The organism is Streptomyces albidoflavus, from assembly GCF_000719955.1.
In the GTDB taxonomy this organism is placed as follows: Bacteria; Actinomycetota; Actinomycetes; order Streptomycetales; family Streptomycetaceae; genus Streptomyces; species Streptomyces albidoflavus.
The window spans coordinates 1-309 of record NZ_JOII01000101.1; the positions used below are offsets into that span (position 1 = coordinate 1).

Annotated in this window: 1 rRNA gene; it reads right to left on the reverse strand. The window is 56.0% G+C overall.

Annotation, left to right across the window (positions count from 1 at the left end):
* A 5S ribosomal RNA gene (gene rrf / locus IF45_RS32045) occupies positions 1 to 97 on the reverse strand; the annotation flags it as partial.
* Positions 98 to 309: the final 212 nt, after the last annotated feature.

Consider the following 309-nt stretch of genomic DNA (forward strand, 5'->3'; position numbering starts at 1 on the left):
CCCACAGGGTCCCCCCTGCAGTACCATCGGCGCTGTAAGGCTTAGCTTCCGGGTTCGGAATGTAACCGGGCGTTTCCCTCACGCTATGACCACCGAAACCCTTTCAGATTCCTCGCCGAAGCGAGGAACGAACAGGGCAGCGAACAAGCACACTATTCAATTGAGTAGTGCAGCTGTTCAGCCGGCACAACTGTTCGTTACCTGAGAACAAACACAGTGGACGCGAGCAACTGAGGACAAGCCCTCGGCCTATTAGTACCGGTCAACTCCACCCCTTACAGGGCTTCCATATCCGGCCTATCAACCCAG